Source organism: Leclercia sp. UBA7405, from assembly GCF_037152215.1.
Lineage (GTDB): Bacteria > Pseudomonadota > Gammaproteobacteria > Enterobacterales > Enterobacteriaceae > Enterobacter > Enterobacter pneumoniae.
Genome location: NZ_JBBCMR010000008.1, coordinates 1 through 19866, shown reverse-complemented (window position 1 = coordinate 19866; position 19866 = coordinate 1). Strand labels below are relative to the sequence as shown.

20 protein-coding genes are annotated in these 19866 nt (G+C 55.2%); 15 read left to right on the top strand and 5 right to left on the bottom strand.

Annotated features, from left to right (window positions below; all coding sequences use genetic code 11):
- Window positions 1–55: 55 nt before the first annotated feature.
- Entirely contained in the window at window positions 56–862 is an 807-nt protein-coding gene (locus WFN75_RS21270) for a dienelactone hydrolase family protein (protein WP_336996774.1), read from the bottom strand.
- Between the two features lie 249 nt (window positions 863–1111).
- Between WFN75_RS21270 and udp the strand changes: the two genes are divergently transcribed.
- From udp to tatD, 9 genes are all read left to right on the top strand, one after another.
- Window positions 1112–1873: a uridine phosphorylase gene (udp, locus tag WFN75_RS21265; RefSeq protein WP_040078135.1), complete on the top strand. Its 762-nt coding sequence runs from the start codon at window positions 1112–1114 to the stop codon at window positions 1871–1873.
- A gap of 138 nt (window positions 1874–2011) precedes the next feature.
- Window positions 2012–3469, top strand: coding sequence for a DNA recombination protein RmuC (gene rmuC / locus WFN75_RS21260; RefSeq protein ID WP_336996773.1), 1458 nt, complete (start codon window positions 2012–2014; stop codon window positions 3467–3469).
- Between the two features lie 66 nt (window positions 3470–3535).
- Window positions 3536–4291 (top strand): bifunctional demethylmenaquinone methyltransferase/2-methoxy-6-polyprenyl-1,4-benzoquinol methylase UbiE, encoded by a 756-nt coding sequence (gene ubiE / locus WFN75_RS21255; protein WP_032615102.1) that lies wholly within the window; start codon window positions 3536–3538, stop codon window positions 4289–4291.
- A gap of 13 nt (window positions 4292–4304) precedes the next feature.
- A complete protein-coding gene (gene ubiJ, locus WFN75_RS21250) occupies window positions 4305–4910 on the top strand; it encodes a ubiquinone biosynthesis protein UbiJ (protein ID WP_046886545.1) in 606 nt (201 codons plus the stop codon).
- Window positions 4907–6547 carry a ubiquinone biosynthesis regulatory protein kinase UbiB gene (gene ubiB, locus WFN75_RS21245; RefSeq protein WP_207292589.1) on the top strand — a complete coding sequence of 547 codons (1641 nt, stop codon included), beginning with the start codon at window positions 4907–4909 and terminating at the stop codon, window positions 6545–6547. The genes ubiJ and ubiB overlap by 4 nt, the downstream gene beginning before the upstream one ends.
- Window positions 6548–6612: 65 nt before the next feature.
- Window positions 6613–6867 (top strand): Sec-independent protein translocase subunit TatA, encoded by a 255-nt coding sequence (tatA, locus tag WFN75_RS21240; protein WP_046886547.1) that lies wholly within the window; start codon window positions 6613–6615, stop codon window positions 6865–6867.
- A 3-nt stretch (window positions 6868–6870) separates the two neighbouring features.
- The gene (gene tatB, locus WFN75_RS21235) at window positions 6871–7401 is read left to right on the top strand and encodes a Sec-independent protein translocase protein TatB (RefSeq protein WP_046886548.1); all 531 of its coding nucleotides are present in this window, start codon (window positions 6871–6873) and stop codon (window positions 7399–7401) included.
- A 2-nt stretch (window positions 7402–7403) separates the two neighbouring features.
- Window positions 7404–8171, top strand: coding sequence for a Sec-independent protein translocase subunit TatC (gene tatC / locus WFN75_RS21230; protein WP_046886549.1), 768 nt, complete (start codon window positions 7404–7406; stop codon window positions 8169–8171).
- A 41-nt stretch (window positions 8172–8212) separates the two neighbouring features.
- Window positions 8213–8995, top strand: a complete 783-nt coding sequence (gene tatD, locus WFN75_RS21225; protein ID WP_336996772.1) for a 3'-5' ssDNA/RNA exonuclease TatD — start codon at window positions 8213–8215, stop codon at window positions 8993–8995.
- Here the strand turns inward: tatD and rfaH are convergent.
- Complete coding sequence (gene rfaH, locus WFN75_RS21220; protein WP_040078144.1) at window positions 8992–9480, bottom strand: transcription/translation regulatory transformer protein RfaH; 489 nt, start codon at window positions 9478–9480, stop codon at window positions 8992–8994. The genes tatD and rfaH overlap by 4 nt on opposite strands.
- A 173-nt stretch (window positions 9481–9653) precedes the next feature.
- On the opposite strand from rfaH, the gene ubiD reads away from it, so the two are divergent.
- Both ubiD and fre read left to right on the top strand, forming a co-directional pair.
- A complete protein-coding gene (ubiD, locus tag WFN75_RS21215) occupies window positions 9654–11156 on the top strand; it encodes a 4-hydroxy-3-polyprenylbenzoate decarboxylase (RefSeq protein ID WP_154298922.1) in 1503 nt (500 codons plus the stop codon).
- Window positions 11157–11186: 30 nt separating this feature from the next.
- Window positions 11187–11888: an NAD(P)H-flavin reductase gene (gene fre / locus WFN75_RS21210; protein WP_046886552.1), complete on the top strand. Its 702-nt coding sequence runs from the start codon at window positions 11187–11189 to the stop codon at window positions 11886–11888.
- Window positions 11889–12070: 182 nt separating this feature from the next.
- Here the strand turns inward: fre and fadA are convergent, their stop codons facing one another.
- Both fadA and fadB read right to left on the bottom strand, forming a co-directional pair.
- A complete protein-coding gene (gene fadA / locus WFN75_RS21205; protein ID WP_040078148.1) occupies window positions 12071–13234 on the bottom strand; it encodes an acetyl-CoA C-acyltransferase FadA in 1164 nt (387 codons plus the stop codon).
- 9 nt (window positions 13235–13243) lie between these two features.
- Window positions 13244–15433: a fatty acid oxidation complex subunit alpha FadB gene (gene fadB / locus WFN75_RS21200; RefSeq protein WP_336996771.1), complete on the bottom strand. Its 2190-nt coding sequence runs from the start codon at window positions 15431–15433 to the stop codon at window positions 13244–13246.
- A gap of 189 nt (window positions 15434–15622) precedes the next feature.
- On the opposite strand from fadB, the gene pepQ reads away from it, so the two are divergent.
- The 4 genes from pepQ to hemG are packed head-to-tail and all read left to right on the top strand — an operon-like array spanning window position 15623 to window position 19606.
- Window positions 15623–16954, top strand: coding sequence for a Xaa-Pro dipeptidase (pepQ, locus tag WFN75_RS21195; RefSeq protein ID WP_336996793.1), 1332 nt, complete (start codon window positions 15623–15625; stop codon window positions 16952–16954).
- Window positions 16954–17568 (top strand): IMPACT family protein, encoded by a 615-nt coding sequence (locus tag WFN75_RS21190; RefSeq protein ID WP_233804584.1) that lies wholly within the window; start codon window positions 16954–16956, stop codon window positions 17566–17568. The genes pepQ and WFN75_RS21190 overlap by 1 nt, the downstream gene beginning before the upstream one ends.
- Window positions 17569–17608: 40 nt before the next feature.
- Window positions 17609–19060 (top strand): Trk system potassium transporter TrkH, encoded by a 1452-nt coding sequence (gene trkH / locus WFN75_RS21185; protein WP_046886556.1) that lies wholly within the window; start codon window positions 17609–17611, stop codon window positions 19058–19060.
- Window positions 19061–19072: 12 nt separating this feature from the next.
- Entirely contained in the window at window positions 19073–19606 is a 534-nt protein-coding gene (gene hemG / locus WFN75_RS21180) for a menaquinone-dependent protoporphyrinogen IX dehydrogenase (protein WP_040078153.1), read from the top strand.
- A gap of 15 nt (window positions 19607–19621) precedes the next feature.
- Here hemG and WFN75_RS21175 read toward each other — a convergent pair.
- The coding region (locus WFN75_RS21175) for a hypothetical protein (protein WP_336996770.1) at window positions 19622–19866 on the bottom strand (245 nt) is incomplete at its 5' end.

Genomic DNA, 19866 nt, shown 5'->3' with positions numbered 1-19866 from the left:
ATTGTGTTTAAAAGTCAAACACCCGGCAGAACGGAGGGTGCGAATTGTGAGCCGCTTAACTTTTTTTCGCCCCGTACTGGCGGAACCAGCCCAGCATTCTCTGCCAGCCATCTTTGGCTGACTCTTCATGATAGCTCGGGCGGTAATCGGCATTAAACGCATGGCCCGCCTCAGGATATACCACGATCTCCGCCTTCGCGTTGGCCGCGCGCAGCGCCTGGCGCATGGTCTCGACGGTATCCTGGGGAATGCCCGTATCTTCCGCGCCATACAGCCCCAGCACGGGGGCATTGAGATCGGTGGCGATATCAACCGGATGTTTGGGTGAGTTAAGGGTCTTTTCACCGACCAGCTTGCCGTACCATGCCACCGCCGCCTTCAGCTGCGGGTTATGGGCAGCATAGAGCCAGCTAATGCGACCGCCCCAGCAGAAACCGGTCATCAGCAGACGATGCGGATCGCCGCCGTTGCGGGCTGCCCAGTTTGCCACGTGATCGAGGTCGGCCAGGACCTGCGCATCCGGCACTTTTGTCACCAGGTTGCTGAACAGGGTCGGGATGTCGCTGTACTCATTGGGATCGCCCTGACGGAAATAGAGCTCAGGAGCCACGGCCAGGTAGCCCTCCAGCGCCAGACGGCGGCAGATATCGCGGATATGTTCATGCACGCCAAAGATTTCCTGTACCACAATCACGATCGGCAGGGCGCCTTCGGCATCTTTTGGGCGGGCGTGATAGGCAGGCATATTCTCGCCCTGCGTCGGAATAGATGTCTCACCGGCGGTAATCGACTGTTCCGGGGTGGAGACAACCGTTGCGGCCTGCGGGCCAGCGGCAGGGGCAAAAGCAGATTTTTCAGTCATGGCATTCTCCGTACCAATTGGTGCATATAAATATAGACTGCAGGTCATTATTCCACAGTGCCCGAAAGCGGCTATCTTTTGTGCTGCAAGGGCTGATATAACTTGTAAATGTGATGTTGATCACTATTTTATGGAAATGGTATGCAATCATTTTCATTCAAGGTGAGGTGCGTCACGTAAATCGTCCTTCCGCTTCTGTAGAGTACCTTTTTACTTCTGCTGACAATCCGACCCACAGAGGAGTCACTTATGTCCAAGTCTGATGTTTTTCATCTCGGCCTCACCAAAAACGATTTACAAGGGGCTACGCTTGCTATCGTCCCTGGCGATCCGGAGCGTGTGGAAAAGATCGCCGCGCTGATGGATAAGCCGGTTAAGCTGGCATCGCATCGCGAATTTACCACCTGGCGTGCAGAGCTGGACGGCAAAGCAGTTATTGTCTGCTCTACCGGTATCGGCGGCCCTTCTACGTCAATTGCTGTTGAAGAGCTGGCGCAGCTGGGAATTCGTACCTTCCTGCGTATTGGCACCACCGGCGCTATTCAGCCGCATATCAACGTGGGTGATGTCCTGGTGACCACCGCATCCGTGCGTCTGGACGGAGCAAGTCTGCACTTTGCCCCGATGGAATTCCCGGCAGTGGCTGATTTCGAGTGCACCACTGCGCTGGTTGAAGCGGCGAAATCTGTGGGCGCAACCACGCACGTGGGCGTAACCGCCTCTTCCGATACCTTCTACCCAGGACAGGAGCGTTACGATACCTTCTCCGGCCGTGTGGTGAACCGCTTCAAAGGGTCGATGGAAGAGTGGCAGTCCATGGGCGTAATGAACTACGAAATGGAGTCGGCAACGCTGCTGACCATGTGCGCAAGCCAGGGTCTGCGTGCCGGTATGGTGGCGGGCGTTATCGTAAACCGCACTCAGCAAGAGATCCCGAACGCCGAAACCATGAAACAGACCGAGAGCCATGCGGTGAAAATCGTGGTTGAAGCAGCGCGTCGCCTGATCTAACGCCGTTTCCCTTCGACAAAGGCCGACCTGTTCGGCCTTTTTCTTTGCGTAATCCCTCGCAGAAAAGCCTTTCCAGGGTGGACGTTTATACAGCACAATTCTATTTTGTGCCGGTAATACCTTGATGCAGGGGGCGATGTGGATATCTCAGTCATTTTTTATGCCGTAGTGGCACTGGTGAGCGTAGCGATAGGCTGGCTGCTTGCCAGTTATCAACATGCCCAACAAAAAGCCGACCAGCTGGCGGAACGTGAAGAGATCGTTGCTGAATTAAGCGCAGTGAAACAGCAGGTTGCCCAAAGCGCACACTGGCGTGATGAGTGTGAGTTGCTTAATAACGAACTGCGTAATTTACGCGACATTAACACCTCGCTGGAGGCCGATCTCCGCGAAGTGACCACCCGCCTGGAATCGACCCAACTGCATGCTGAAGACAAAATCCGCCAGATGATGAACAGCGAGCAGCGCCTTAGCGAGCAGTTCGAAAACCTGGCCAACCGCATCTTCGAACAGAGCAATCGCCGTGCCGATGAGCAAAACCGTCAGAGCCTGAACGGCCTGCTTGCCCCCCTGCGTGAACAGCTGGATGGCTTTCGCCGCCAGGTGCAAGAGAGCTTTGGCCAGGAGTCTCGCGAGCGGCACACGCTGGCGCATGAAATTCGTAATCTTCAGCAGCTTAATGCCCAGATGGCTCAGGAGGCCGTAAACCTGACCCGGGCGCTGAAAGGCGATAATAAAACCCAGGGTAACTGGGGCGAAGTGGTGTTAACTCGCGTGCTGGAGGCATCGGGCCTGCGAGAGGGGCACGAGTATGAAACCCAGGTCAGTATCGAAACCGACACCCGCGCGCGTATGCAGCCCGACGTTATCGTGCGTTTGCCGCATGGCAAAGATGTGGTGATTGATGCGAAAATGACGCTGGTGGCCTATGAACGCTACTTCAACGCCGAAGATGAGTACACTCGCGAGTCGGCGCTCCAGGAGCATATCGCCTCGGTGCGAAACCATATTCGCCTGCTGGGTCGCAAAGATTATCAGCAGTTGCCTGGCCTGCGGTCGCTGGATTACGTCCTGATGTTTATCCCCGTCGAGCCGGCCTTCTTGCTGGCTCTCGACAGGCAGCCGGAACTGATCACCGAAGCATTAAAAAATAACATCATGCTGGTGAGCCCCACCACGCTACTGGTGGCGCTGCGCACCATCGCCAATTTGTGGCGTTATGAACACCAAAGCCGCAATGCTCAGCAGATCGCCGATCGCGCCAGCAAGCTATACGACAAGATGCGCCTGTTCGTGGATGATATGTCCTCCGTCGGGCAGAGTCTGGATCGCGCCCAGGATAACTATCGTCAGGCCATGAAAAAACTTACCTCCGGGCGGGGTAACCTCCTTGCGCAGGCAGAGTCATTCCGTAGCCTTGGCGTAGAGGTAAAGCGCGAGATAAATCCGGATTTAGCAGAATATGCAACATCGCAGGACGAAGAGTATCGCCTGCGTGAGGCGAGCGACGCGCAAGTTTCAGCCAATAAAGACAATGAATTAACTGACCCTCACGTCACACAACACCCCCTGGAACGTTATTCTCAGGGTGGTTGAATCATAGGGCAAATGCGCCCAATCTGTTACACTTCTCGAACATTTGACTGATTAGCAGGCCCTGAGATGGTTGAAGATTCACAAGATACGACGCACTTTGGCTTTCAGACTGTAGCCAAAGCGCAAAAAGCTGACATGGTAGCCCATGTATTTCATTCCGTAGCGGCAAAGTACGATGTGATGAATGACCTGATGTCATTTGGTATTCATCGTCTGTGGAAGCGCTTCACTATTGATTGTAGCGGTGTGCGTCGCGGCCAGACCGTGCTGGATTTGGCTGGGGGCACTGGCGATCTGACGGCAAAGTTCTCGCGTCTTGTAGGCGAAACGGGCCGTGTGGTGCTGGCAGATATCAACGACTCGATGTTGAAAATGGGCCGCGAAAAGCTGCGCAACATCGGCGTGGTGGGCAACGTTGAATATGTTCAGGCCAACGCCGAAGCACTCCCGTTCCCTGACAATACCTTTGACTGTATTACCATCTCGTTTGGTCTGCGTAACGTGACCGACAAAGAGAAAGCGCTGCGCTCAATGTATCGGGTGCTGAAGCCGGGCGGCCGTCTGTTGGTGCTTGAGTTCTCTAAACCTATTATCGAACCTCTGAGTAAAGCGTACGACGCCTACTCCTTCCACATCCTGCCGCGCATTGGCGAGATGGTGGCGAACGATGCCGACAGCTATCGCTACCTGGCAGAGTCCATTCGTATGCACCCTAATCAGGATACCCTGAAGGCGATGATGCAGGACGCAGGTTTTGACAATGTTGATTACTTCAACATGACGGCGGGCGTGGTTGCTCTGCACCGCGGCTATAAGTTCTGAGTGGAGGTGGCCTATGCCTTTTAAACCCTTGATCTCCGCTGGCGTTGAAAATGTGCTTAATACGTTTCTCTATCGCTCACCTGCGCTGAAGACGGCGCGTCAGCGCCTGAACGGTAAAGTGTTGCGTGTAGTCGTAAAAGAGTTCTCAACGCCGTTGGTACTGGTCTTCAGCGAACGTCAGCTTGATGTGCTGGGGGAATGGGAAGGCGAGGCCGACTGCTCTGTCATTACCCATATGCGCGTACTACCTAAATTGCGCGATCGTCAACAGCTTACGGCACTCATCCGTAGCGGTGAGCTGGAAGTTGAAGGCGATCTCCAGGTAGTACAAAACTTTGTCTCTTTAGCCGATCTGGCTGAGTTCGATCCGGCAGAGTTGCTGGCACCTTATACCGGCGATATCGCCGCAGAGGGGATCAGCAACGTTTTGCGCGGCGGACTCTCTTTTCTCAGCAAAGGTGTAAAACGCCAGCAGCGTTATGTTGCCGACGTTCTCACCGAAGAGTGGCGTATGGCCCCTGGCCCGCTTGAAATGGCGTGGTTCGCTGAAGAGACGGCTGCGGTGGATCGCACGATAGATGCACTGGCTAAACGGATTGAAAAACTGGAGGGCAAATGACGCCTGGTGAAATGCGGCGCCTCTACTTTATCATCCGCACCTTTTTGAGTTATGGGCTGGATGAGTTAATCCCTCGTATCCGACTTACACTGCCGCTGCGCTTTGGACGTCGTTTCCTCTTCTGGATGCCAAATCGGCATAAAGATCGCCAGCTTGGCGAACGTCTGCGCCTGGCATTACAGGAGCTTGGCCCGGTGTGGATCAAGTTCGGTCAGATGCTGTCAACCCGCCGCGACCTTTTCCCGCCGCAGATTGCCGATCAGTTAGCGTTGCTGCAGGACAAAGTAGCGCCCTTTGACGGCAAGCTGGCAAAGCAGCAGATTGAAAAAGCGATGGGCGACATGCCGGTTGAAAGCTGGTTCGACGACTTCGATATCCAGCCGCTGGCCTCGGCTTCCATTGCCCAGGTTCATACTGCGCGTCTCAAGTCGAACGGCAAAGAAGTGGTCATTAAGGTTATCCGCCCGGATATCCTGCCGGTGATCAAGGCGGACATGAAGCTGATTTACCGCCTGGCCCGCTGGGTGCCGCGACTGCTGCCCGATGGCCGCCGTTTGCGACCGCTGGAAGTGGTACGCGAGTATGAAAAAACGCTGATTGATGAACTGAATCTGCTGCGCGAGTCCGCGAACGCCATTCAGCTGCGCCGCAACTTCGAAAATAGCCCGATGCTATACGTGCCGGAAGTCTATTCAGACTATTGCAGCCAGAACATGATGGTGATGGAGCGTATCTACGGTATTCCGGTATCGGATGTTGCTACCCTGGAAGCGCAGGGCACCAATATGAAACTGCTGGCTGAACGTGGCGTGCAGGTCTTCTTTACCCAGGTGTTCCGCGACAGCTTCTTCCACGCCGATATGCACCCGGGCAATATTTTCGTCAGCTACGAACACCCGGAAGATCCTCAATACATCGGTATCGACTGCGGCATCGTCGGCTCACTGAACAAAGAAGACAAACGATACCTGGCAGAGAACTTTATCGCCTTCTTCAATCGCGATTATCGCAAAGTGGCCGAACTGCACGTCGATTCCGGCTGGGTTCCGCCGGATACCAACGTTGAAGAGTTTGAATTCGCTATCCGAACCGTCTGCGAGCCTATCTTCGAGAAGCCGCTAGCAGATATTTCGTTCGGGCATGTCTTACTGAATCTGTTTAACACCGCGCGACGCTTCAACATGGAAGTGCAGCCGCAGTTAGTTTTACTGCAAAAAACATTACTTTACGTTGAGGGCGTAGGTCGCCAGCTCTATCCTCAGTTAGACTTGTGGAAGACGGCAAAACCATTCCTTGAATCCTGGATTAAAGATCAGGTTGGTTTGCCTGCGCTGACGCGGTCGTTAAAAGAGAAAGCCCCGTTCTGGATCGAAAAAATGCCCGAAATTCCGGAACTGGTGTACGACACTTTGCGTCAGAGCAAGAACTTGCAACACAGCGTGGATAAAATCGCCCGCGAGCTTCAAACAAATCACGTTCGCCAGGGCCAGTCGCGCTATCTGTTCGGTATCGGTGCAACGCTGCTTTTAAGCGGCACGCTACTGCTGATCAATCGCCCTGACTGGGAGATGGCACCCGCCTGGCTGATGGCCGCAGGACTGGTGGTCTGGCTGGTAGGTTGGCGCAAAACCCGCTGATTTGCTGAGCGGCATCACGTATACTGCGCGAGTAATCGTTAATGAATTTCAACTGAGGAAGATGTATGGGTGGTATCAGTATCTGGCAATTGTTGATTATTGCCGTCATCGTTGTGCTGCTGTTTGGTACGAAAAAACTCGGTTCTATCGGTTCCGATCTGGGTGCATCGATTAAAGGCTTTAAAAAAGCCATCAGTGATGACGAAGACAAGCAGGATAAAAACAGCCAGGACGCTGAATTCCCTGCTAAAACCCTCGCTGAAAAGCAGGCCGATGCTAAAAAGGAAGAGATTAAACGCCACGATAATGAGCAGGTGTAATTCGTGTTCGATATTGGTTTTGGTGAACTGATACTGGTCTTCGTGATTGGCCTCATTGTGCTGGGGCCACAGCGTTTACCGGTGGCAGTGAAAACTGTGGCTGGCTGGGTGCGCGCCCTGCGCTCGCTGGCAACCACGGTACAGAACGAACTGGCGCAAGAGCTAAAGCTGCAGGAGTTTCAGGACAGCCTGAAAAAGGTTGAGAAGGCGAGCATGCAGAACCTGACGCCGGAACTGAAAGCCTCAATGGATGAACTGCGTGAAGCGGCAGAGTCCATGAAACGCTCTTATAGCGTCAACGATCCGGAAAAAGCGAGCGACGAAGCCAACACCATTCATAACCCGGTGGTGAAAGATAACGAAGCGCAGCATGAAGGCGTCACGCCTGCCAGCGCGGAGCATCAGGCCAGCGCGCCCGTGCAGACGCCGGTTGAGCCGGCCAGCAAAAAAGCTGAGCAGACGGCGGCTTCTACCTCCCGGGCTGCAGATGTCGTCGCTGAACCCTCCACCCCCTCGTCGAGTGATAAACCTTAAACATGGCCGTAGATGAAACTCAACCGCTGATTACGCACCTGATCGAACTGCGTAAACGCCTGCTGAACTGCATCATCGCGGTTTGCCTAATTTTCTTAGGACTGGTCTATTTCGCCAACGACATCTATCAGGTGGTCTCCTCGCCGCTGATTAAGCAGATGCCGCTGGGGGCGACGATGATTGCCACCGATGTGGCCTCGCCTTTCTTTACGCCGATTAAACTCACTTTCTGGGTGTCGCTGATTGCCTCGGCGCCAGTGATTTTGTACCAGGTCTGGGCCTTCGTGGCGCCCGCGCTTTATAAGCACGAACGCCGCCTGGTGATCCCGCTGCTGGTCTCCAGCTCGCTGCTGTTTTATATCGGCATGGCCTTCGCGTACTTTGTAGTCTTCCCGCTGGCGTTTGGGTTCTTAACGCATACCGCGCCGGAAGGGGTTCAAGTCTCGACCGACATCGCCAGCTATCTCAGTTTTGTGATGGCGCTCTTTATGGCGTTCGGCGTGGCCTTTGAGGTGCCGGTGGCTATCGTGCTGCTTTGCTGGATGGGGGTCACAACGCCGGACGACCTGCGTAAGAAGCGCCCGTACATTCTGGTAGGCGCATTTGTGGTGGGCATGCTGCTGACCCCGCCGGACGTGTTCTCGCAGACGCTGCTGGCGATACCAATGTATTGCCTGTTTGAGGTCGGCGTCTTCTTCTCTCGCTTCTACGTTGGCAAAGGCCGACAGCGAATGGAAGACGAGGAAAACGCAAAAACCACCGAAGAGTAAAACCAACCGCCCGCCAGGGCGGTTGTCATATGGGAGCGAGTATGTTCGATATCGGTCTGAATCTGACCAGTTCACAGTTTGCGAAAGATCGCGACGAGGTGGTGGCGCGCGCCTTTTCCGCCGGGGTAAGTGGCCTACTTCTGACGGGGACTAATCTGCTCGAAAGTGAGCAGGCACAACAGCTGGCGACTCGCTACCCGCACTGCTGGTCAACCGCCGGTGTGCATCCGCACGACAGCAGCAGCTGGACGCCGCAGAGCGTTGAAACTCTGCGTACCCTGGCGCGTACGGAGCAGGTAGTCGCGATCGGCGAATGTGGTCTCGATTTTAACCGTAATTTCTCTACTCCTGCCGAACAAGAGCATGCGTTTACGGCACAGCTGGCGCTGGCGGCGGAGCTGGGCATGCCGGTCTTTATGCATTGTCGCGATGCGCATGCACGGTTCCTTGAGCTGCTGACCCCCTGGCTGGATAAACTCCCGGGTGCGGTGCTGCACTGTTTTACCGGGTCGCGTCAGGAAGCCGCTGAGTGTCTGGACAGAGGGCTCTACCTGGGTATAACGGGCTGGGTATGCGATGAGCGGCGTGGTCTTGCGCTACGGGAGTTATTGCCGATGATCCCGGCGGAGCGTTTGCTGGTCGAGACGGATGCCCCCTACCTGCTGCCGCGCGACATAACGCCTAAGCCGGCCTCACGGCGTAATGAACCGGCCTGGCTGGGGCATATTGTTGAGCGGATCGCGCACTGGCGGGGCGAGGATGCCGCCTGGCTGGCGGCGCAAACGGATGAAAACGTTCGCCGTCTGTTTAACCTGCGGTTTTAAACTTTACGGAATGCGGTGTTTTTTACGCTCTGCAAGACCTGTTTATTCAGCAAGTTGAGTAGCAACATCGAACGCGCTTCGCCGTCAGGCTCTGAGAAGATGGCAACCAGCCCTTCGAAGGCGCCTTCGGTGATCACCACGCTATCGCCCGAATAAGGGGTCTCGGGGTCAGTGATGCCTTCTGGCTTATACACCGAGAGCTGATGAATCACGGAGTCGGGAACCACCGCGGGGCGCGCGCCAAAACGCACAAAGTGGCTGACGCCACGCGTGGCGTTAATGGTGGTGGTGTGAATCACTTCCGGATCAAACTCAACAAACAGATAGTTAGGAAACAGCGGTTCGCTCACCATTGTGCGTTTGCCGCGCTGCATCTTTTCAAGCGTGATCACAGGCGTCAGGCAGTTGACTGACTGACGTTCAAGATGTTCCTGCGCGCGCTGAAGCTGGCCGCGCTTGCAATACAGTAAATACCAGGCCTGCATAATCACTCTTTCCCTTAATTCCGGGCGCAAGCATATCAAAACCCTGGCGGGATCGCTAAGTTGATTATAATGGTCGGGTTGGCTGCTGAAGGTGAAACTTCACGCTAATTTAACAAAAATACAGCATCGCGCGGTCTTACGCCGTATAATGAAGCGCTTACCGAGAGGCCAAGATTAACTGCATGAAATACAACGATCTACGCGACTTCCTGGCGCTGCTGGAAAAGCAGGGCGAACTCAAACGTATTACGCTTCCTGTTGATCCGTATCTGGAAATGACAGAAATTGCCGACCGCACCCTGCGTGCTGGTGGCCCGGCGCTATTGTTCGAAAACCCGAAAGGCTATGACATGCCGGTGCTGTGTAACCTTTTTGGGACGCCAAAGCGCGTGGCGATGGGCATGGGGCAAGAGGATGTCAGCGCGTTGCGTGAAGTGGGTAAATTGCTGGCCTTCTTAAAAGAGCCAGAGCCGCCGAAAGGTTTTCGCGACCTTTTCGACAAGCTGCCGCAGTTTAAGCAAGTATTAAACATGCCAACCAAACGGCTGCGTGGCGCCCCCTGCCAGCAGAAAGTCCTCGAAGGCGATGCGGTTGACCTGACGCGTATTCCTATCATGCAGTGCTGGCCAGAAGATGCCGCTCCGCTGATCACCTGGGGTCTGACGGTTTCTCGCGGCCCGCATAAAGAACGCCAGAATCTGGGGATTTATCGCCAGCAGTTAATCGGTAAAAATAAACTCATTATGCGCTGGCTGTCGCATCGCGGCGGCGCGCTGGATTTCCAGGAGTGGTGCGAGGCCCATCCGGGTGAACGATTCCCGGTCTCGGTGGCGCTGGGTGCAGATCCAGCTACCATTCTCGGTGCGGTGACGCCGGTTCCTGATACGTTATCTGAATATGCGTTTGCGGGCCTGTTGCGCGGCACCAAAACCGAAGTGGTAAAGTGTATTTCCAACGATCTCGAAGTCCCCGCCAGCGCTGAAATTGTGCTGGAAGGTTACATCGAGCCGGGGGAGATGGCCCCGGAAGGGCCCTACGGGGACCATACGGGTTATTACAACGAAATCGATCATTTCCCGGTATTTACCGTTACGCACATTACCCAGCGTGAAGATGCGATTTATCACTCGACCTATACCGGCCGCCCACCGGATGAACCGGCGGTACTGGGAGTGGCATTAAACGAAGTCTTTGTGCCGATCCTGCAAAAGCAGTTCCCGGAAATTGTCGATTTTTATCTACCGCCTGAAGGTTGCTCGTATCGCCTGGCCGTAGTAACCATTAAGAAGCAGTATGCGGGTCACGCTAAACGGGTGATGATGGGCGTATGGTCTTTCCTGCGCCAGTTTATGTACACCAAGTTTGTGATCGTCTGCGATGATGACGTCAACGCCCGCGACTGGAATGACGTGATCTGGGCCATTACGACCCGTATGGATCCGGCGCGCGATACCGTGTTAGTGGAAAACACGCCAATTGATTACCTGGACTTTGCCTCGCCGGTTTCCGGCCTTGGCTCAAAAATGGGACTGGATGCCACAAATAAATGGCCCGGCGAAACCCAGCGTGAATGGGGTCGACCGATTAAAAAGGATCCTGAGGTGACTGCGCGAATCGACGCGATCTGGGATGAACTGGCCATAATGAATAACGGTTCCCACGAATCCGACCGTTAAGCCCTATAGACTTCCCGACAGAGAGAGCGAATGACAATCTTAAGCTGTAAAGTGAACTCGGTAGACGCGATAACCGACACTGTATATCGCGTCCGTTTAGTACCAGAAGCGCCTTTCTCGTTCCGCGCTGGCCAGTATTTGATGGTCGTGATGGATGAGCGGGATAAGCGCCCCTTCTCAATGGCCTCGACGCCAGCTGAGCAGGAGTTTATCGAGCTGCACATCGGCGCGTCTGAGCTCAATCTGTATGCGATGGCCGTCATGGATCGCATTCTGAAAGAGAGCGAGATTGAGATTGATATTCCTCACGGTGAAGCCTGGCTGCGTGATGACGAAGAGCGTCCGCTGATTCTGATTGCCGGCGGCACCGGTTTCTCTTACGTGCGCTCTATTCTGCTGACGGCGTTAGCGCGTAACCCTGACCGCGACATCACCATCTACTGGGGCGGCCGCGAAGAAAAACATCTGTACGATCTCTCCGAACTGGAAGCGTTAAGCGTTAATCACCCAGGCCTTCGCGTTGAGCCCGTGGTCGAGCAGCCGGAAGAGGGCTGGCGGGGTCGTAACGGCACCGTACTGACCGCCGTGCTGCAGGATTACACCACGCTTGCGGAGCATGATATCTATATTGCTGGCCGTTTCGAGATGGCGAAGATTGCCCGTGACCTGTTCTGTAATGAGCGCGGTGCGCGTGAAGATCGCCTGTTCGGCGACGCCTTTGCGTTTATCTAAATAAAAAAACCCGCCCCTGACAGGCGGGAAAACGGCAACTAAACCTTGCCCCCTCATCATTCACGCTGCCTTTTTGTTGGCTATCTTCGCTTACCCCGGTCATAGCGTTAACGAGATGACCGGGGATTCGCTCCGTTGCCGCCGTGATGCAGCGCGAATGATGCAGGGGAATTATTTTCTGCTTACACCCTCTCAAACACCGTTGCGATCCCCTGACCTAAGCCGATACACATGGTAGCCAGACCAAACTGTGCATCTTTGCGTTCCATCAGGTTCAACAGCGTGGTGCTGATACGGGCGCCGGAACAACCCAGCGGGTGACCGAGCGCGATCGCGCCGCCATTGAGGTTGATCTTCTCGTCAATCTGCTCCATCAACCCCAGATCTTTAATGCACGGCAGGATCTGTGCGGCGAAGGCTTCGTTCATCTCAAACAGGTCAATATCGCTGGCCGACAACCCGGCTTTTTTCAACGCCAGTTTTGAGGCCGGTACCGGGCCGTAACCCATAATTGACGGGTCGCAACCTACCACCGCCATTGAGCGGATACGTGCGCGGGGTTTCAGGCCCAGTTCGCGGGCGCGGCTTTCGCTCATCACCAGCATGGCGGCGGCGCCGTCAGAGAGGGCAGAGGAGGTGCCAGCCGTCACGGTACCTGTCACCGGGTCAAACGCCGGACGCAGCGTGGAAAGTGCCTCAACGGTGGTTTCCGGGCGGATCACTTCATCGTGGAAAAACTGTTTCAGCACGCCGTCGGCATCGTGACCGCCTGTCGGCACAATCTCGTTCTTGAATGCGCCGGATTGCGTCGCAGCCCAGGCGCGGGCGTGGGAGCGTGCGGCGAAGGTATCCTGCATTTCCCGACTAATGCCATGAAGGCGCGCCAGCATTTCGGCCGTCAGGCCCATCATGCCCGCCGCTTTTGCCACGTTACGACTCATGCCGGGGTGGAAATCAACGCCGTGGCTCATCGGCACGTGGCCCATGTGTTCTACGCCGCCAATCATGCACGCCTGGGCATCGCCGGTCATAATCATGCGTGCCGCGTCATGCAGGGCCTGCATTGACGAGCCACACAGGCGGTTTACGGTTACCGCCGGTACGGAGTGGGGAATTTCGGCCAGCAGGGCGGCGTTACGCGCAATATTAAAACCCTGCTCCAGCGTCTGCTGCACACAGCCCCAGTAGATATCGTCGAGGGAGGCGGCTTCCAGCGCCGGGTTGCGTGCCAGCAGGCTACGCATCAGATGCGCGGAGAGATCTTCCGCGCGCACGTTACGAAATGCACCGCCTTTCGAACGGCCCATCGGGGTACGGACTGCATCGACAATGACAACCTGTTCCATTGTGACTCCTTAAGCCGTTTTCAGTTCGCCAACCGGACGGGCAGGCTCAACCGGGGGATAGTAGGGTTCGTTATGGCGTGCTTTGGTGCGTAGACCTTCCGGCACCTCATACAGCGCACCGAGGTGCTGATACTGCTGCGCCATATCGAGATATTTTGCGCTGCCAATGGTATCCAGCCAGCGGAATGCCCCGCCGTGGAAGGGAGGGAAGCCCAGGCCATAGACCAGCGCCATATCTGCCTCTGCCGGGCTAGCGATGATGCCCTCTTCGAGGCAGCGCACCACTTCGTTGACCATCGGGATCATCATTCGCGCGATAATCTCTTCGTCGCTAAAATCACGCTTCGGCTGGCTAATATCAGCCAGCAGGCTATCTACAGCGGCATCTTCTTCTTTCTTCGGTTTGCCCTTGCTGTCTTCTTTATAGCGCCAGAAGCCCAGTCCGTTTTTCTGACCAAAGCGATTGGCATCAAACAGCGCGTCAATCGCGTCGCGGTAATCTTTCTGCATACGTTGCGGGAAGCCCGCTGCCATCACGGCCTGCGCATGATGTGCGGTATCGATGCCCACCACGTCCAGCAGGTAAGCCGGGCCCATAGGCCAGCCAAACTGTTTTTCCATGACTTTATCGACCTTGCGGAAATCCGCACCGTCGCGCAGCAACTGACTAAAACCGGCAAAGTAAGGGAACAGAACGCGGTTAACAAAGAAGCCAGGGCAGTCATTCACTACGATCGGGGTTTTGCCCATTTTGCTGGCCCAGGCCACCACTTTGGCGATGGTCTCGTCAGAGGTCTTCTCCCCGCGAATCACTTCGACCAGCGGCATACGGTGCACTGGGTTAAAGAAGTGCATCCCACAGAAATTCTCCGGGCGCTTCAGCACGCTGGCCAGTTCACTAATGGGGATCGTCGAGGTATTGGAGGCCAGCACGGTATCCGGGCGAACTTTCTCTTCGGTTTCGGCCAGCACCGCTTTTTTGACTTTCGGGTTTTCGACGACCGCTTCAACGACCACGTCTACACGGTCGAAGCCGCTATATTCCAGCGTGGGATGGATGGTTGAAATTACGCCGGAGAGTTTTAGCCCGTCGATTTTGCCGCGCTCGAGCTGTTTATTCAGCAGCTTGGCGGCTTCGGTCATCCCCAGCGTCAGGGATTTGTCATTAATGTCTTTCATCACTACCGGCACGCCTTTCCAGGCAGACTGATAAGCGATGCCACCGCCCATAATGCCTGCGCCGAGTACCGCTGCCTGTTTTGGCGTCTCAACGTGTTTAGTCAGCTGTTTAGCCTTGCCTTTAACGAACTGATCGTTGAGGAAAATCCCGACCAGCGCGCGGGCTTCATGGGTATGCGCCAGCGGCACAAAGCTCTGGTTTTCCAGCTTCAGGGCCTCTTCACGGCCCAGGCGTGCAGCGGACTCGATGGTTTTCACGGCGGTAATGGGAGCCGGATAGTGCTTGCCCGCCGTCTGCATCACCATCCCTTTAGCGATAGTGAAGCTCATGGTGGCTTCGATTTTGCTGAGTTTTAACGGCTCCAGTTTCGGCTGGCGTTTGGCTCGCCAGTCAAGGTCGCCCTTGATGGCCTGACGCAGGATGCTAATCGCCCCTTCGCGCAATTTTTCGGGTTTTACCACGCCGTCAACCAGGCCAATTTTCTGCGCCTGATCGGCACTGACGTCTTTACCGGCGGCGATAATTTCCAGGGCGCTATCGGCACCCAGCAGACGCGGTAAACGTACCGAACCACCAAAGCCCGGCATGATCCCCAGTTTGGTTTCCGGCAGGCCAATGCGCAGGTCGGGTGTCGCCAGGCGATAATCGGTTGCCAGCACGCATTCGCAGCCGCCGCCCAGCGCATAGCCATTGATGGCCGAAATCGTGGGGACAGGCAGATCTTCCAGACGGTTAAAGACGCTGTTGGCAAAATGCAGCCACTGACTCAGCTGCTCTTGCGGCACCTGGAACAGGGAGAGAAATTCGGTGATATCTGCGCCGACAATAAACGCGGCCTTTTCAGAACGCAGCAGCAGACCTTTTAAATCAGTTTGTTTTTCCAGCACGTCCAGCGCGCGGCCCAGACTGGCTACCGTTGCGGTATCAAGCTTATTCACTGAGCCGGGGGCGTCGAACACCAGTTCGGCAATGCCATCGTCCAGCCAGTCTACGTATAGGGTGTCGCCTTTGTAGAGCATGTCGGTCTCCTGAATCCACTAAGGGGATCTGGTCATACCAGATGAAGCGGAGTGTGGGATTTGTGTTAATAAAATGCAAATTAGTCATTAAATAATTGTAGGTTCGATCACGCTCAGCGGAGATCACCCCGCCATCCGGAGGTGTGCTAAGATGCGAGAACATGGGTCAAAAAAACGAAAGGATGAATGATGGATTCACTGGCCACGCTGTATAAAAATCATATCGAAACCCTACAGGAACGTACCCGCGACGTACTGGCTCGTTTTAAACTGGATGCACTGCTCATCCACTCTGGCGAGCTGATCAATGTCTTTCTCGACGACCACGCTTACCCGTTCAAGGTTAACCCGCAGTTTAAAGCCTGGGTGCCAGTAACTCAGGTCCCTAATTGCTGGCTCCTGGTCGATGGCGTCAACAAACCGAAACTGTGGTTCTACCTGCCGGTTGATTACTGGCACAACGTAGAGCCGCTGCCCACCTCCTTCTGGACCGAAGAGGTCGAGGTGATCGCGCTGCCGAAAGCGGACGGCATTGGCAGCCAGTTACCCGCCGGACGTGGCAATATTGCTTATATCGGCCCGGTGGCTGAACGCGCGCTGGGGCTGGATATCGCAGCAGACAAGATCAACCCGAAAGGGGTGCTGGATTACCTGCATTATTACCGCTCATATAAAACTGACTATGAGCTGGCCTGCATGCGTGAAGCGCAGAAAACAGCGGTTAATGGCCATCGCGCGGCGCACGAAGCCTTCCTTTCCGGTATGAGCGAGTTCGATATCAACCTGGCTTACCTTACGGCTACTGGCCACCGTGATATCGATGTGCCTTACAGCAACATTGTGGCGCTTAACGAACATGCCTCTGTGCTGCACTACACCAAACTGGATCACCGCGCGCCGTCTGAAATCCGCAGCTTCCTGCTGGATGCCGGAGCAGAATATAACGGTTACGCCGCGGATCTCACCCGTACGTGGGCCGCGAACGGTGAGACCGACTTTGCGCAGCTGATTAAAGACGTTAACGATGAGCAACTGGCGTTGATCGGCACGATGAAAGCGGGCGTTAATTACGTGGACATTCATATCCAGTTCCATCAACGCATTGCTAAGTTGCTGCGTAAACATCAGATTGTGAATGACATCAGCGAAGAGGCGATGGTTGAAAACGACCTCACCGGGCCATTTATGCCGCACGGCATCGGCCACCCGCTGGGTCTGCAGGTCCATGATGTTGCTGGCTTTATGCAGGATGACACCGGTACCCATCTGGCTGCGCCATCGAAATATCCTTACCTGCGCTGCACCCGAATTATGCAGCCGCGCATGGTGTTAACCATCGAGCCGGGTATCTACTTTATTGATTCGCTGCTGGCGCCATGGCGTGAAGGGCAGTTCAGCAAGCATTTCAACTGGCAGAAAATCGAAGCGCTGAAGCCGTTTGGCGGTATTCGTATCGAAGATAACGTGGTGATCCACGAAAACGGTACCGAAAACATGACGCGAGATCTGAAGCTGGCGTGATGGAGAGCTGGCTGATACCGGCGTCGCCGGTCACCTTCGTAGAAGAGATCAAAAAAAGCCGTTTCATTACGCTGTTGGCCCATACCAATGGCGTAGAGGCGGCAAAAGCCTTTGTTGAGTCGGTCAGAGCTGAGCATCCCGACGCGCGTCACCACTGTGTGGCATGGGTTGCGGGGCCGCCAGACGACTCGCAGCAGTTGGGGTTCTCTGATGATGGTGAACCGGCAGGGACAGCCGGCAAACCGATGCTCTCGCAGTTGATGGGCAGCGGCATCGGCGAAATCACCGCCGTCGTGGTGCGTTACTACGGCGGCGTGCTTTTAGGTACCGGTGGTCTGGTTAAAGCCTACGGGGGTGGCGTGCAGCAAGCGCTGAATCAACTCGCAACGACCCGCAAAACGCCGCTGACCGAATATACTTTATTGTGTGATTACGCCCAGCTATCCGGCATCGAATCGCTGCTGAAGCTCTCTCAGGGCATGATAGTGCAGAGTGAATACCAGGCGACAGTACAGTTGCGTGTAGCGCTTCCTCAGGCGGAACTGGCGACATTTTCAGCAAAGCTGGCTGATTTTAGTCGTGGTTCGTTGCAATTACTGCCGATTGAAGAATAATCCCCACCTTACTTATTGAATACCTAAGGAAGCGGCAGAAATGCATTTTCGCGCCATAACCCGAATCGTTGGATTGCTGGTCATACTCTTTTCCGGGACGATGATCCTGCCCGGACTGGTGGCGCTTATCTACCGGGATGGTGCAGGCCGCGCCTTTACCCAGACCTTTTTTGCCGCGCTGGTGATTGGCTCCGTTCTCTGGTGGCCGAACCGTCGTGAAAAAGGTGAACTGAAATCCCGTGAAGGGTTCCTGATAGTGGTGCTGTTCTGGACCGTGCTGGGTAGCGTAGGTGCGCTGCCCTTTATCTTTTCTGAACAGCCGAACCTCACCATTACCGATGCGTTCTTTGAATCTTTCTCCGGGTTGACCACCACCGGTGCCACCACGCTGGTAGGGCTGGACTCTTTACCCCATGCCATCCTCTTCTATCGCCAGATGCTGCAATGGTTCGGCGGGATGGGGATCATCGTATTAGCGGTAGCAATACTGCCTATCCTGGGCGTGGGGGGGATGCAGCTTTACCGGGCGGAGATGCCCGGCCCGCTGAAAGATAATAAGATGCGCCCGCGTATTGCCGAAACGGCAAAAACCTTGTGGCTTATCTACGTTTTACTGACTGTTGCCTGCGCGCTGGCCTTGTGGTTTGCCGGCATGCCCGCGTTTGATGCCATTGGCCACAGCTTTGCGACTATCGCCATTGGTGGCTTCTCTACGCATGACGCCAGCGTCGGCTATTTCGATAGCCCGACTATCAACACGATTATCGCTATCTTCCTGCTGATCTCCGGCTGTAACTATGGCCTGCACTTCTCTTTACTGAGCGGACGCAGTCTGAAGGTCTACTGGCGTGACCCGGAATTTCGCATGTTTATTGGCGTGCAACTGACGCTGGTGGCGATCTGCACCTCGGTATTGTGGCTGCACAACGTTTATAACTCGGCGCTAACGACGCTTAACCAGGCATTCTTCCAGGTGGTGTCGATGGCGACCACGGCCGGGTTCACCACCGACAGCATTGCACGCTGGCCGCTATTCTTGCCGGTGCTGCTGCTCTGTTCTGCCTTTATCGGTGGCTGCGCCGGATCAACGGGGGGCGGCCTGAAAGTGATCCGCATTCTTTTGCTGTTCAAGCAGGGGAACCGTGAACTGAAGCGCCTGGTCCACCCGAACGCGGTTTACAGCATCAAGCTCGGTAACCGCGCGCTGCCAGAGCGTATCCTCGAAGCGGTGTGGGGCTTCTTCTCTGCCTATGCGCTGGTCTTTATTGTCAGCATGCTGGCCATTATCGCCACCGGCGTGGATGACTTCTCGGCGTTTGCCTCCGTGGTGGCAACGCTGAACAACCTGGGACCAGGACTCGGCGTCGTGGCAGATAACTTTGCCAGCATGAATCCGGTGGCGAAGTGGATCCTGATTGCCAACATGTTGTTTGGTCGTCTTGAAGTCTTTACGCTGTTGGTGCTGTTTACCCCAACCTTCTGGCGCGAGTAAGGGAGCCATTTTTTGAAAACGTTAATTCTTTTCTCTACCCGTGATGGTCAGACGCGCGAGATTGCGCATTATCTGGCTTCAGAATTACAAGAGCAGGGCGTGGATGCTGACGTGGTGAATCTCAACCGAACCCAGGAGATTACCTGGCAGGCGTATGACCGCGTGGTTATCGGAGCGTCTATCCGCTACGGGCACTTCCACCCGGCACTCGATCGCTTTGTGAAAAAGCACGCGGCGACGCTAAGCAGTATGCCTGGTGCGTTCTATTCCGTGAACCTTGTGGCCCGCAAGCCTGAGAAGCGTACGCCACAAACGAATAGCTATACACGTAAGTTCCTGCTGAACTCTCCCTGGCAGCCGCAGCTGTGTGCTGTCTTTGCCGGGGCCTTGCGTTATCCGCGCTATCGCTGGTACGACCGTTTTATGATTCGTCTTATTATGAAGATGACCGGCGGTGAAACGGATACGCGTAAAGAGGTGGTGTATACCGACTGGCAACAAGTGACCGGTTTTGCCCGCGAAATTGCCCAATTAAACGGCAATTAGTGTTTAAAATAAGCGTTAAGAATGAAAAGTAAGCGAACGAAAAGTTTTTTGTATTTTCTGCTTGTCACCGCCGAAGAACTCCCTATAATGCGCCTCCACTGACACGGAACAACGGCAAGCAAGCCGCCGGGTCAGAAGGGTTCTCCCGCTGAGGCGGTTGAAGAATCCCGGAGAAAAGCAAAAATAATTGCTTGACTCTGAAGCGGGAAAGCGTAATATGCACACCCCGCGCCGCAGCGAAAAACGAAGCGGCACTGCTC